Origin of the sequence: Candidatus Liberibacter americanus str. Sao Paulo (assembly GCF_000496595.1) — a bacterium.
In the GTDB taxonomy this organism is placed as follows: Bacteria; Pseudomonadota; Alphaproteobacteria; order Rhizobiales; family Rhizobiaceae; genus Liberibacter; species Liberibacter americanus.
The window spans coordinates 280,281-294,291 of sequence record NC_022793.1 but is presented as its reverse complement, the minus strand read 5'-3'; the positions used below and the strand labels follow the sequence as shown (position 1 = coordinate 294,291).

Here is a 14,011-nt window from a genome sequence, read left to right as displayed (position 1 = left end):
TAAAATCCACAAAATCACTTCAACCAAAACGACCCATAATATAATCTTGAGTTCTCTGATCATTCGGAGCCGTAAACAGCTTATCAGTATCATCTTCTTCAACCAAATATCCCATATGAAACATAGCAGCACGTTGAGATACACGAGCAGCTTGCTGCATAGAATGCGTTACTATCACAATTGTCAGATTATCACGAAGCTCATGAATCAATTCTTCTACCGAAGCAGTGGCAATAGGATCCAGAGCAGAACATGGCTCATCCATTAGCAATACTTCTGGGTTAATTGCCAAGGCACGTGCAATACAAACACGCTGTTGCTGTCCTCCAGAAAGAAGCAAAGCATTTTGGGAAAGTCTGTCTTTAACTTCATTAAATAATCCAGCTTTTTTAAGGCTAATCTCTACAATACAATCTATATCTGATTTGCTCTTTCCCAAACCATGTATGCGAGGACCATATGCAACATTATCATATATTGACTTTGGAAATGGATTAGCTCTTTGAAATACCATTCCAACTCTAGCACGCAATCTCACAACATCAACAGATGGTGAATAAATATTCTCACCATCAATAATAATCTCTCCACTAAAAAAACAATTATCAATAGTTTCATTCATACGATTAAGACAACGCAAAAACGTGGACTTACCACAACCTGAAGGGCCTATCAATGCCATAACAGAATTACTAGGAGTTTTCAGATTTATATCAAATAGTACACGCTTTTCACCGTAACATACAGATACATTTTTACTTATAATTTTATGAAAGTTATTCATTATATTATATCCAAATTCCCTTTTAAAAACGTTTCCTAAACCTATTGCGTAGAAATAACATTGCTATATTAATAATTACTAAAAACAGCAAAAGGATCATTATAGAGCCAAATGTTCTTTCAAAAAAAGACTTATCTGCATCATCTGCCCATAAATAAATCTGTACAGGTAATGCCGTTGCAGTATCCAAAATACTATCAGGATAATCCGTAATAAAAGCTACCATACCTATAAAAAGAAGAGGAGCTGTTTCACCCAGTGCACGTGCTAAGCTAACTATAGACCCAGTCAAAATAACTGGCATCGCCAAAGGCAAAACATGATGGAAAACGGTTTGAACTTTAGAAGATCCTAATCCAAGCGCAGCAGATCGAATAGAAGACGGGACAGTTCTCAATGATAATCCAGTTGAAATAACAATATTAGGCAACGTCATCAAAGCCAAAATCAAACCACCAACAAGTGGAGTTGAGCGAGGCATCTTAAAAAAATTAATAAGCATAGACGAACCAAGTAAACCATATACAACAGATGGAACAGATGCTAGATTATTTATATTAACTTGAATAAAATTAGAAAATAAATTCTTTGGAGCAAACTCTTCTAAATATATTGCAGAAGCAATTCCCAATGGTAAAGATAATCCCACCACTATTAACATCATGTATATAGAACCAACGATCGCTACACCAATACCAGCAGCTTCAGCTCTAGTAGAATTACCGTTAATAAAAAAGCCATAATTAAAATAAGAGGATAATGCATTCTCGTGAACAAGCTGTTTAAACCATTTCAATTGATAGTCAGATATTCTTCGATTAGTTTCAGGAGTGGAAAAATCTATATATCCTTTGAAGGCAGAATCAATCTTAGAACTAACAAGCAAAGGCATCTTAACTGTCTTTCCTACTAAAGACGGATCAACAAGAACGATATTTCGTAGTCGAAAGCGTACTGCACTGGAGATCATATCATCAACCTGCAAAAGCAATTCTTGTTTAGATTTAAGCAATCCTAATTTACTTACCAAAGCATTACGGGCAATCAGGCCATAATCTGCCTTGCTCAAAACAGAAGGATCTTCAAAACGCTTACCCTGCGGATCAATAATTTTCTCTGAAAACTCTATTGGAATTATAACATATGTTTGCCACAAAGATCCTATCCCTCGTGAAAAAACCGAGTATGATAAAATGATTAAAAAAGCAAAAACAATTAAGACAGAAGAAATGCAAGAATACCGAAATAATTTTTCAGTAAAATAGCGGTATCTCAATCTATTTTTATTAAAAGAAAACGATTTCATTCGTATTTTCTCTGATATTTTTTCATAATTTTCATAGCACATATATTAAGAACAAAGGTAATACCAAATAAAGTCAACCCAAGAGCAAAAGCCACTAATTGCTGTGGAGAAGTAAAGTCTATATCACCCGTAAGCTGATTCATAATTTTAACAGTAATAGTTGTCATTGGCTCGAAAGGACTAAGATGAATATTAGAAGCAATGCCAGCAGCAAGTATAACAATCATCGTTTCACCAATAGTACGTGATGCTGTCATCAAAATAGTACTTGCGATACCAGGGAATGATGCTGGAAGTATAATATATCTCATTGTTTCTGAACGAGTAGCTCCTAGCCCAAGAGAGCCATCTCTCAATGAGCGAGGGACTGATGAAATAACATCTTCCGACAAAGATGAAACATATGGAATTAGCATAACACCCATGACTAAACCCGCTGTCAGTACACTCTGTGACTCAATAAAGTGACTATATTTACCTGTCATCAATCCATTCACGTATATTGAAATATCTCGCAAAAATGGACCTATAAAATATAATGCAATAAAACCGTAAACAATTGTTGGAATGCCAACTAATATCTCAGTAATAGGCTTGATAATAGAACGAAGTCTTTTAGATGCATATTCTGCCATGTAAACGGCTATTAATAATCCCATAGGCACAGAAAATAACATTGCGATAAATCCAATGTAAAAAGTTCCTATTAATAAAGGAATTAGCCCAAATTGACCTTTTAGATCGGGAGAAGTGATCGATGCAAAACGAGGATCCCAAACTGTACCTAAGAAAAAATCTTTTGCCGGAATTATATAGAAAAAACTCAATGAGTTAAAAAACAAGGAAAGGATTATACTGAATGATATCAAGATTGATAAAAAAGCACACATCATTAGAGAATAGATCAAGCATTTCTCAATCTTGGTACGAACACATAATTTTGGATTACTAATACTGTTAATAGAATAAAAGAACCCTATAAATGCTATTAAAAACACTAATATATTCATTAAAATACGGCTTTTAAACGATAAATTTTCGTGATAAAGAGCAGCTTCAACTATCCATGGTTCAGGATTACTTGCTAAAATAACACCTTTAAGATTTAGTAAATCAGATATATTAACATCTTTTTTTTGAATTTTTTCTCTAATAGAATTATCTAGACTAGGCAAAACATCTGATATTTTTTGCACCATACCATAATATAAATCCCGATCATATTCTGTAATGTTCAACGTGTGATTAGAAAATCTTTGTTCGACCTTATGATTAATCAGATATGGAGAAACAATAATCCATGTAAAAAAAAACAATAAACAAGGAATAATGGTATAAAGAGAAACATAAATACCATAATAACTCTCCTTAGTATGAAGGCTAACAATATTTGCGGATATAAACCTAGCACGCATACATCCGATAAAATAGGATAAAAGACCCAAAGATATTATATAAAAACCAAACAACAAGGGTAATTTTCCTTTTTTGGCACAAAAATACGGATAATTATTAAGTCAACTTTTAAAAGTCTAATTTTATTAATCATTTTTATTAATTGCAATAGAATCTCGAACTGCCTTTCTCTCACCCTCAGAAATAGGGATCAAACCATACCTAATCAGTTGAGAACTAGTATTCATCATCTCATCTGATACACTAAAGTAAATATACTCCCTAAGGCCAATAACGTTCCTAAGATGATTTTTCTTTACATAAAACAAAAGAGGTCGTATAATCGGATACAATCCCGCAGATACTGTATGCATGGAAGGAATAATCCCATCAATAGCAGTAATTTTCAAAATATCAGAATTATTTTTATAAAAGGATAGTCCTAAAAATCCAAAAACATTCTTATTTGCCTCTATACGAGCCAAAGTTTCTGCATAATCTCCATCAACCTCAACTAATAAGCCATCCTTACGAACTGAATTACATGCAATATTTAATTGCAAACCATTGTATTTTAAGTCATCTCGCATTTTTATAAAATTACCGGACCTGAGGCAACCCTCATACAAAACTTTTTGCTCTAAAACTTCCCGAGTTCCATGTTTTTCACTTGGAATATAAATAAAAATACGAACTTCTGGCAAATCAAATCTAATATCAGACCATTTATGGAAAGGATTTGATACTAGCTTCCCATTTACAACTAAACTAGCAGCTAAAGCCTTATAAAGATCTTCAATAGTTAAAGATATGCTTTGCATATTTGTATCGCTTACTAAAGCTATACCATCATAACCAATCTTAATTTCTTGAATATCAAAAACACCATTTTTTTTACATTCATTCAACTCATATTTAGTTATTCTTCGTGAAACATTAACAACATCTATAGTATCCTCGCCGATACCTTTACAAAACTCTTTTATTCCAGAACCAGAACCACCAGCTTCTACTAAAGGAGTTTTAAAGGAAGGAAAATATTCACTAAAATTTTCAGCTATAATCTTTGAATAAGGAAATACTGTTGAAGATCCAGCAATCCTAATACGATCACGCGCAAAAATTTCCAAACCAAAAGGCGACATAAAAAAAACAATATAGATGATAATAAAGTAATAAAACCTCATAGCAATCCTATGCCAAAAGCCAATTCAAAAACAACAACAAACCATTTTCATACTTCAAGTTAATACAAACAGTAAAGGATCTAAGAGAATAATTCTTCTAATATCATTATATACTTTATATAATACTAAACATAGATTTTCATAATTAGTTATAAAAATCCAAAAATTAATTTTTAAAATACAATGCTTACTTATTAATAATTAATTTATACAAAGATAGTTTAAAAAACAAAAAATAACTGCAATAAACGATTATTTTTATATTATCTGACACAATTTATTTAATATACTCTATAATACACTTGAATTTGCTAATTTTTAAAGGTATGGGCGATAACAGATGCCACTTTAGCTCAGTTGGTAGAGCACATCATTCGTAATGATGGGGTCACGTGTTCGATTCACGTAAGTGGCACCAATCATCAAAAAGTCCAAATTTCACATAAAATATTCCTAACCACGATCATCTTTAGAAAGAACAGCATGCTTATTAATAAGGCTTGCTTGGGCTATACCAAATAATAAGATCATAGGGAAAAAACCAATTAATTTAAAAATAATCCATGTTTCCGTAGAAAAATTACGCCAGACCAGTTCATTACAAATAGCCAAAAAAAGGAAAAAAACGCCCATCTAACATTTAACTTATTCCAGCCAATATCATCTAAACGTATAACTTGAGATAAAAATGAACGAAGAAAATTCTTCCCCAATGCATAACCAAAAAACAAGATAGCAGAAAGAAGAGAATAAATAATTGTTGGTTTTATTTTTATAAATGTATCATCGCGTAACCAAACAGTTAATCCACCTAAAATAATCACAAATAATCCTGATATTAACGAAATACTTTTAAGTTCACCAAACCAAAACCAAGAAAATGCCATTGATATTCCTGTTGATATTATAAAAAAAACAGTAGCAAGAAAAATTCCATCGCCGAACCGCTCTAGAAACGGAAAATATGTTATTATTTTTTTTCCATATGAGTTAAATATCCAAAATACTATTAAAGGGCCAAATTCTAGTAAAAAATTAACCAACTTATTTCGATTAGAATCAGTCATTCCTTATCCTTATTATAAAATTAAATCCCTACAATAGCCTCGGCAAAATCTTTTGATATAAAAGGCTCAAGATCATCCACTCCTTCTCCAACACCTATAAAATAAACAGGTATCTGGTGTTTTATAGCCATAGAAACCAAAACACCACCTCTCGCAGTCCCATCAAGCTTTGACATAATAATACCTGTAACTCCGGCAATATCACTAAACATCTCTACTTGACGTAAAGAATTCTGCCCAGTAGTAGCATCTAAAATCTGCAACACTTCATGAGGAGCATCAACATCAATACGCTTCAATACTCGTATTATTTTTCCAATACCAGCCATTAATGCTATATTATTGTTAGTACGTCCAGCTGTATCAATAATTAGCACGTCTGTATCCTGCTTCTTTGCCTGTATAAATGCATCATATGCAATAGCTGCTGCATCTGAGCCAATTTCAGAGCTAACAAAATCAGATCCCGTTCTATCTGCCCAAATCCTAAGCTGATCAACTGCTGCAGAACGGAAAGTATCTCCCGCAGCAAGCATAACTTTTAATCCATCATCAGACATTCTCTTTGACAACTTTCCTATAGCAGTTGTCTTACCAACTCCATTTACTCCAACAACTAAAATAACATATGGTTTATGGGACAAATCTAAATTAAAAGGATTAGAGATTGGCAACAATATTTCATGAATTTTAGAAGACATATCTTTCAATACAGATTCGACAGAAACATTTTTCTCATAACCTCTTGAAACCAAATCATCTACTATTATCTGTGCAGCTTCCACTCCTATATCTGAACGAATCAATAAATCTTCTAACTCTTCTCTAATGCTATCATCAAGTTTCTTATGTAAAAGGATATTTGTAATACCATCTTTTATTTTCAAAGCTGTTATTGAAAAACCATCAGCTATTAATCGAAACCAAGAACTATCTTTCGAAGAATATTCTTGGTCGCACAATTCTTCACTAACAAAAGATTTAGATGGAGATTTGTCTTCTGAAGCATCTATAAACTTCTCATCTAACTCTTTGTTCTCAGAATCGAGAGAGGGAGTTTTTCCTGCTATGGACTTTTTTTTTCTAAAATAACTAAGTAACACAGCTAAAACCCACTACAAAAATTCCAAAAAAGATCGTAAGATAAAAATTATCTAGTTACAATACAATACAATACAATACAATATTGTACACGACATTGAATTTATATCAACAACCATTTGCCATTTTTAACATCAAGAATTCCACTCCATTTTTCATCTGCAGTTCCTGTAAGAATAACATGATTATCATGACACCATTCAATTAAAATTTGCCCCCCAGGCATATTAACTGATGCTATGCGATTTGTTTTTTCAGAATACGCCGAAGCAACAACAGAAGCACAAGCTGCCGTTCCACAAGCAGCAGTCAGACCAACTCCTCTTTCACAAGTGCGCAGATCTATACTTGAACAAGAAGTAACTTTTGCTATAGAAAGATTAATACCCTCTGGAAACATAAAATGATTTTTTACAATATTTCCAAAGCCAAGCAAATCATAACTATATATATCGTATTCAACAAAAAAAATTGCATGAGGATTTCCCATCGATAAAATATAAGGTGATCGCAAAACAACATCATTAATGGGCCCTAGGTAAAATTCATCTCTATCTCTACTATCGAATGGTTGTGATAGAGGAATATTTTTCCAATTAAATATTGGCTCGCCCATATCAACAGATATGCTATTATCTTCATTTTCCTTTGCTTTGATAGTACCTCTTAAAGTTTCAAATACAAAAGATTTTTTTTTCATCCTCATAGAAAGAAACCGTACAACACAGCGCATCCCATTTCCACAAGATTGAGCTTCTGAGCCATCACGGTTTATTATACGAATGAAAGCATCTGCAATTGTATCTTTAGAAGAATAAATGATCATCATTTGATCAAAACAAGTCTTTTCATCTGATAACAATACATTTATGGCATGTAAATTAATGGAATCGCTTCGATTTCGCATATCAACAACAAGAATTTTATTGCCTATACCTTCCATTTTTGCAAAATCAACATTGGATTTATTTATCATTACATTCCCTTTTTTAATATTAGATACTCAATACTTGCGTGTAACATCAATTTAGCAAAATATATATTCAAAGCTTGACTCATAAAACGTTCAATGATTTCATTTCGTGTTTGCTGTTAAGTTTAGTGATATAAATATAAATATTGAATATGATGATATTTTAGATTCAATATGATTATTTTATGTTTCCCCTAAGTACTTCGTATCTATACGTATTTACCTTCAAAATCTAGTAAGAGTATTATCACGGATATGTGTATGTTCGTTGCAATCAAAGGATAAAAACGGTGTTTGATAATCTACAAGAACGTCTTGGATCAATTTTTAAAAATATAACTGGCAAAGGAATATTATCGGAATCAGATATATCAAATACTTTGCGAGAAATACGCCGAGTTTTCTTGGAAGCAGACGTGTCAATTGAAGCAGTCCGAATCTTAAACAAAAGAGTGCAAGAAAAAGCAAAAGGCGAAAAAGTACTAAAAAGCATTAAGCCTGGACAAATGATAATCAAGATAGTGCATGATGAATTAGTAGAAATACTAGGAAGAGAAAATGTAGATTTAGAAATCAATGCGCCATCTCCTATTGTCATAATGATGATAGGACTACAAGGATCTGGTAAAACAACAACAACAGCTAAAATAGCTAATCGACTAAAAAATATGCATAAAAAGAAAGTTTTGATGGCTTCTCTTGATGTATATCGCCCAGCAGCACAGGAACAACTACGCTATCTTGGAGAAAAAAATCAAATCAATACACTAGAAACTATAAAAGAACAATCTCCTATAGAAATAGCTAAACGTGCATTAAATAGTGCAAAATCTGGTCTTTATGATGTTGTTATTTTAGATACAGCAGGAAGAAATCACATAGATGAATTTCTTATGAGAGAAGTAGACGAAATTAAATATATAACCAAACCTCATGAAATTTTATTAGTCGCAGACGCACTGACTGGACAAGACGCAGTCAATATAGCCCGTAACTTTAATGAAAGATTAGATATATCAGGGATTGTTCTTACACGCATGGATGGTGATGGCCGTGGAGGAGCAGCACTATCAATGAGAGCCATTACAGGCAAGCCTATTAAGGCTATGGGAATAGGTGAAAAAATAGAAGACTTAGAAGGCTTCTTCCCTGATAGGATTGCCAATAGAATACTAGGCATGGGAGATATTGTATCTCTAGTTGAGAAAGCTGCTCATAATTTAGATAAAGAAAAAGCTTCAGCCGCAGCTAAAAAGATCAGCAAAGGCAAATTTGACCTTGATGATTTAGCAGAACAACTTCGTCAAACACAAAATATAGGAGGAATTGGCTCACTTTTCAAAATGATGCCTATGATCAAATCATTCAACAAAAACGTCACAATGCCAGGAATTAGTGATGATATGATTAAATATTACATTGCTATTATATCTTCTATGACAAAGGAAGAGCGCGCAAACCCAATCATCATCAAACATTCTCGTAAAAAACGCATTGCTATGGGCTCGGGAACTGACGCAGCAAAAATAAATAAGATTTTAAAATTATACCGTCAGATGTCCGATGTAATGAAATCTATGAAAGGACAAAATGAAAGATCTTTAACTAATAATATGATGGAAAACATTAGAAATAAAATAAACCTTGGAAAAAATGGAAAATTGCCATATATCTAACATCATTCATGATAATAAAAATAGTAATCTTCGATAAATAATTTGAAATGATTATCAAAAATATTGCTTATTTTACGAGTAGTATAGGAATTAAGACTATAAAAGTTACCTGTTACGAATCAAAGCCAGAACATTAATATTTAAAGATAAACCATATAATAAAATGGAGAGTATTAATTTAATCTAAAATCATTATAAATATAAAGTTTGCATGATAGACATCATGTACTGTAATCATATATATAGTGTAACGAAATAGATATTTTTGTAATTTTATGCGATAATTAATTTATAAAAGTTTGCAAAATACAATTAAATTAAAGTTATCAACAATAAACAATATTAAGACACATTTTTCTTAGGAGGATATAGTAGTGGCATTAAAAATTCGTCTTGCTTGCGGAGGTTCTAAAAAGCGCAATCATTATAGTATCGTAGTTGCGAACTCCCGCAGCCCGCGGGATGGAAGATTTATTGAAAAAATTGGAACTTGGAATCCAACTTTGCCGAAAGAAAACCCTACAAGATTTACAATGAATTTTGAACGTATACAATATTGGATAAGCAAAGGAGCACAACCGACAGATAGAATTATGTTTTTTATGGATAAAGCCGGATTAATTAAATCTCCTACTAGAAACAATCCTAAAAAAGCTCAGCCTAAAAAGAAAGCATTAGAGCGTCTTGAAGCTAAGAAAAAAGCAGAAAATAGCGTAAATGCATAGCATAATAAGTTTATAACTTTGATTACATGTCTATTTTTTTGAATGTTTAAATAATATATTCGATACGCATTTGAGGATGTATCATGGTCGGTGCTGAAAAACTTATACTTATGGCAACTATTGGATCATCCCATGGATTAAATGGGGGGCTTTATGTCAATTCGTATGCAAACGATCCAATGGAATTGGAAAGATACACCCTATATTCAAATGATGGCAGAGAATTCAGTATATCGGAAGTATACGAACACAATAAAAGATACATTGTTTTTTTTGATGGAATTAATGACCGAACTGCCGCTGAAAAACTAAGAAACCTAGATTTATATGTTAATCGTGAAGATTTCAAAGATGAAGAATTGGAAGAAGATGAATTCTTTCATGCTGATTTAGAAAGAATGGAAACATTTGATATTAAAGGTAAATACTGGGGAAATATCTGCGGCATATATGATTTTGGAGCCGGAACTATAATCGAGATTAAATCTGATAACGTAGAAAAAAAGTTTTTGATACCTTTTACAAAAGAAGCAGTATTGAATGTTAATATGAAAGAAAACAAAATATTAATCGATCCTATTGCTGCAGGACTAAATTGTATTGAAACGCAAGATAAAAATATTAAGGCCAAACAAGATCTAAGTAAAAATAAAACATGACTTTTCGCTCCACTATAATCACACTATATCCAGAAATGTTTCCTGGATATCTAGGGCATTCTTTGTCTGGGAAGGCGCTTGCGTGTAATTTATGGTCTATTAATACTGTTCAGATACGCGATTTTGCATTAGACAGACATAAAAATGTTGATGGAACTCCTGTAGGAGGTGGAGCAGGAATGATTTTAAGAGCAGATGTATTAGGACGAGCAATTGATCATGCAATATCTGCATACAATCAAAAAGAGGTTCCTAGAATACTTATGGGAGCGCGTGGCAAGCCTTTAACACAAAAAATAGTGCGAAAAATTGCAACAGGATCTGGTGCTATTATTATATGCGGCAGATTTGAAGGAATTGATGAACGCATCATTAAAGCACGCAATCTCGAAGAAATTTCCATAGGAGATTACGTGCTTTCAGGAGGAGAACCAGCAGCACTCGTCTTACTTGATGCTATAGTACGTTTACTGCCTGGCGTAATGGGGAACAAGGAATCATCAATTCATGAAAGTTTTGAAAATGGATTATTGGAGTTCCCACAATACACCAACCCCCGAATATGGGAAACATTAGAAATACCTCCTATCCTTTATTCTGGAAATCATAAGGAGATAAAAAAGTGGCGTAAAGAACAATCGTTTATAGTAACAAAAAAATGCAGGCCTGATCTTTTGACGAAGAATGAAACAACTACTGAATAATTAGTCGCCAAACTAATTAAAAAAATGTATAATAAGCAAGATAATAATATTTATTTATCTTCTACTGGATTTAAACTAATATTCATGATTTAAAACATTATTGGTCTTTTATCGCAGAAAATTTTATACTGAACAACAAATAAGGAATATAGTTGGATAATTTGGAAAAAATGAGTTAGACTTCTTCTTTCAAATTGTCATGATTTTAAAAACGGAGAAAATTTATGAACATAATTGATGAAATAGACTGTGAGGAAATAGCAAAAATAGAATCTAAACGTGTATTACCACAGTTTTCTTCCGGAGATACAATATGTGTTAAGACCATAATTCAAGAAGGGAATAAAACTCGAATTCAATCTTTTGAAGGAGTTTGCATAGCACGTTCTGGCCGTGGAATTAATAAAAATTTTATAGTTAGAAAAATTAGTTATGGAGAGAGTATAAACCGTCTTTTCCCTTTTTATTCACCCTTAATACAAGATGTTACTGTTATCCGTCGAGGAAAAGTTCGACGTGCTAAGTTGTACTATTTAAATCAATTACGTGGTAAAGCAGCTCGTATCCCAGAAAATACTGGAAAACGTGCTAAATATTTGAATGAACAAGCTCGTAAAAACTAATAAATAATCTAAAAAATCACCTTCTTAGTTTAAGCCATATTTCTTTTATAGACAATTAATGATATTTGAATAGGTTTATTTCAATCAGATTGACTTTAAATGAATGCTACTTATATATGTGTGATGCAAAGTGTTTTTTGCAAATATATCATAGTTTTTTAATGTGTTAACTTATATGAAATAATATTATTTGTAATGCTTGATGAATATCAATTTTTCAATCTGATTTTTTTTAAATTTTTTTATTTTCATGAAGTTAGAAATAAGTTATTTTAATAAAAATTAATTTACGTTATTTTTTAAATAACTATCAATAATTTTTTATGGGATAAATAAGTATTGGTTATAAAAAAATATTAGAGGATCTAAATGAAAAAAGCAGATATTGGAGTAATTGGCCTTGGCACTATGGGATCAAGCCTTGCTCTTAATATGCTTGAGAAAAACTTCCGTTTAGCAGTTTATAATAATGAACCAGAACTGACAGATGTTTTCTTTAAAAAAACACGTGATTTATCTAAAAAAGTTATCAAAACAAAAACTCTCCAACAAATGGTAGAAGCAATTTCTATACCTCGAAAAATATTTATGATGATAACAGATGGCAAACCAATTGACTTGCTAATAGAAAAATTAGAACCAATGCTATCAGCTGAAGATATATTGATGGATGGAGGCAATTCCAATTTTCATGATACACAGATACGCTCAATCAAACTAAATAAAAAAAAAATACGTTTTTTTGGTATAGGAGTATCAGGTGGATCTAATGGAGCCAGATATGGAGCTTCATTAATGATTGGAGGGAATGAAAAAGCATATCGTAATATTGAAAATATCCTACAATCTATATCTGCAAATTATCAGGGTCAACCTTGTTATGCTTTGCTTGGACCCGACGGATCAGGGCATTTCACTAAAACAATTCATAACGGCATTGAATATGCAAATATGCAGATAATAGCTGATGTTTATGGAATTTTGCGAGATGGATTTCATAAAACATCTTTGGAAATAAGTAAGTATTACTTAAAATGGAATGAAGGAAAACTAAACTCTTATTTGATGAAAATTACTGCCGAAATACTACTATCTATTGATCCTATCACTGAATTTTCAATGCTAGATATCATCAGTGATAAAGCCTATCAAAAAGGAACAGGACAAAGATCTGTTATTGAAGGGCATAAACTATTTGCTCCAATGACAATAACTGAAGCTGCAGTATTTTATCGCAATCTTTCAGAACGTAAAAATGAACGTGAAAAAATGCAATCTATATTTATAGACAATAGCAGTTTTTCATTTAACAATTCTGATCTTTTGATCGAAGATTTAGAAAATGCAATTTATGCTGCTCAAATCATTGCTTATACACAAGGATTTTTAGTAATGAAAAAAGCATCTCAAAAATATAATTGGAATTTACAACTTGCCACAATAGCACGTATTTGGCGTGAAGGATGTATTATTAAATCACAGCTTATTAATGAAATTGCAGAAGCATTAACCCTTAACTACAATAATACTAATCTTCTAACGATCCCAAATATTTCCAACAAAATAATAAAATCGTTGCCATCTCTAAGACGTATAGTTATAGCTTGCACAAAACATGGATATCCGATACCAGCACTTATAGCAGCTCTTTCTTTTTTTGATACTTATACACAAGGGCAAGGAACTGCTAATCTAGTTCAAGCACAAAGAGATTTTTTTGGATCTCATGGATTTGATCGCTCAGATGGAATTAAAGAAAAAAATGCCCCTTGGAGAATATCATAAAATATTTTCAATAAATTTTAGAGTAA

11 protein-coding genes, 1 tRNA gene and 2 pseudogenes are annotated in these 14,011 nt (G+C 32.1%); 7 read left to right on the top strand and 7 right to left on the bottom strand.

The genetic code is table 11. The features are described 5' to 3' along the window. Nucleotides 1-19: 19 nt before the first annotated feature. The 4 genes from pstB to LAM_RS01210 all read right to left on the bottom strand — a co-directional run bounded on the left by pstB (nucleotide 20) and on the right by LAM_RS01210 (nucleotide 4,672). Nucleotides 20-784 carry a phosphate ABC transporter ATP-binding protein PstB gene (gene pstB, locus LAM_RS01225; protein ID WP_007556871.1) on the bottom strand — a complete coding sequence of 255 codons (765 nt, stop codon included), beginning with the start codon at nucleotides 782-784 and terminating at the stop codon, nucleotides 20-22. A gap of 22 nt (nucleotides 785-806) precedes the next feature. Beyond that, entirely contained in the window at nucleotides 807-2,090 is a 1,284-nt protein-coding gene (gene pstA / locus LAM_RS01220) for a phosphate ABC transporter permease PstA (protein WP_023466180.1), read from the bottom strand. Then, entirely contained in the window at nucleotides 2,087-3,559 is a 1,473-nt protein-coding gene (gene pstC, locus LAM_RS01215) for a phosphate ABC transporter permease subunit PstC (protein ID WP_007556869.1), read from the bottom strand. Before pstC ends, pstA begins: the two co-directional genes overlap by 4 nt. 72 nt (nucleotides 3,560-3,631) lie before the next feature. After that, nucleotides 3,632-4,672 carry a PstS family phosphate ABC transporter substrate-binding protein gene (locus LAM_RS01210; RefSeq protein WP_007556868.1) on the bottom strand — a complete coding sequence of 347 codons (1,041 nt, stop codon included), beginning with the start codon at nucleotides 4,670-4,672 and terminating at the stop codon, nucleotides 3,632-3,634. Between the two features lie 342 nt (nucleotides 4,673-5,014). On the opposite strand from LAM_RS01210, the gene LAM_RS01205 reads away from it, so the two are divergent. Then, a tRNA-Thr gene (locus LAM_RS01205) sits at nucleotides 5,015-5,090 on the top strand. A 35-nt stretch (nucleotides 5,091-5,125) separates the two neighbouring features. Here LAM_RS01205 and LAM_RS01200 read toward each other — a convergent pair. The 3 genes and pseudogenes from LAM_RS01200 to dapF all read right to left on the bottom strand — a co-directional run bounded on the left by LAM_RS01200 (nucleotide 5,126) and on the right by dapF (nucleotide 7,816). Beyond that, nucleotides 5,126-5,739 (bottom strand): annotated as a pseudogene (locus LAM_RS01200) (septation protein A). A 20-nt stretch (nucleotides 5,740-5,759) separates the two neighbouring features. Continuing rightward, nucleotides 5,760-6,842, bottom strand: a complete 1,083-nt coding sequence (gene ftsY / locus LAM_RS01195; RefSeq protein WP_007556866.1) for a signal recognition particle-docking protein FtsY — start codon at nucleotides 6,840-6,842, stop codon at nucleotides 5,760-5,762. A gap of 101 nt (nucleotides 6,843-6,943) precedes the next feature. Further along, a complete protein-coding gene (gene dapF, locus LAM_RS01190; protein WP_007556865.1) occupies nucleotides 6,944-7,816 on the bottom strand; it encodes a diaminopimelate epimerase in 873 nt (290 codons plus the stop codon). A gap of 287 nt (nucleotides 7,817-8,103) precedes the next feature. On the opposite strand from dapF, the gene ffh reads away from it, so the two are divergent. The 6 genes and pseudogenes from ffh to gndA all read left to right on the top strand — a co-directional run bounded on the left by ffh (nucleotide 8,104) and on the right by gndA (nucleotide 13,985). Further along, nucleotides 8,104-9,489, top strand: a complete 1,386-nt coding sequence (gene ffh / locus LAM_RS01185; RefSeq protein ID WP_007556864.1) for a signal recognition particle protein — start codon at nucleotides 8,104-8,106, stop codon at nucleotides 9,487-9,489. A 374-nt stretch (nucleotides 9,490-9,863) separates the two neighbouring features. Then, nucleotides 9,864-10,214 carry a 30S ribosomal protein S16 gene (gene rpsP, locus LAM_RS01180; RefSeq protein ID WP_007556863.1) on the top strand — a complete coding sequence of 117 codons (351 nt, stop codon included), beginning with the start codon at nucleotides 9,864-9,866 and terminating at the stop codon, nucleotides 10,212-10,214. Between the two features lie 83 nt (nucleotides 10,215-10,297). Beyond that, nucleotides 10,298-10,873, top strand: a complete 576-nt coding sequence (gene rimM, locus LAM_RS01175) for a ribosome maturation factor RimM (RefSeq protein ID WP_007556862.1) — start codon at nucleotides 10,298-10,300, stop codon at nucleotides 10,871-10,873. Further along, nucleotides 10,870-11,577 (top strand): tRNA (guanosine(37)-N1)-methyltransferase TrmD, encoded by a 708-nt coding sequence (gene trmD / locus LAM_RS01170; protein WP_007556861.1) that lies wholly within the window; start codon nucleotides 10,870-10,872, stop codon nucleotides 11,575-11,577. The genes rimM and trmD overlap by 4 nt, the downstream gene beginning before the upstream one ends. Nucleotides 11,578-11,801: 224 nt before the next feature. After that, nucleotides 11,802-12,194: pseudogene (rplS, locus tag LAM_RS01165) on the top strand (50S ribosomal protein L19); the annotation flags it as partial. Between the two features lie 375 nt (nucleotides 12,195-12,569). Continuing rightward, nucleotides 12,570-13,985, top strand: a complete 1,416-nt coding sequence (gndA, locus tag LAM_RS01160) for an NADP-dependent phosphogluconate dehydrogenase (RefSeq protein WP_007556859.1) — start codon at nucleotides 12,570-12,572, stop codon at nucleotides 13,983-13,985. The last annotated feature ends 26 nt before the right edge of the window (nucleotides 13,986-14,011 follow it).